Below are 246 nucleotides of genomic sequence, written 5' to 3'. Positions count from 1 at the left end.
GATGAGAGGAAACCGTCTCCGGCGAAGGTGACCGTCACGACGTCGAAGCCGTCACGGGGCCGTCGCTCCGCGCCCGTCTCACCGGCCATGGCTCCCGCCCGTGACCAGCCGGTCGCCGAGGGGAGGCGCCGACACGGGGCCCCGGCACGGCGGACCGCGCGGTGGACGGTGCGTGATGTGGCCGCCAAGTGGCTCTCGCCAACAGCCGCGTCGATCACCACGGAGGCCCTGCGGATCGCGGGCATC

This window comes from Streptomyces sp. NRRL S-118 (assembly GCF_000716335.1).
GTDB lineage: Bacteria > Actinomycetota > Actinomycetes > Streptomycetales > Streptomycetaceae > Streptomyces.
This window is presented reverse-complemented; position numbering follows the sequence as displayed.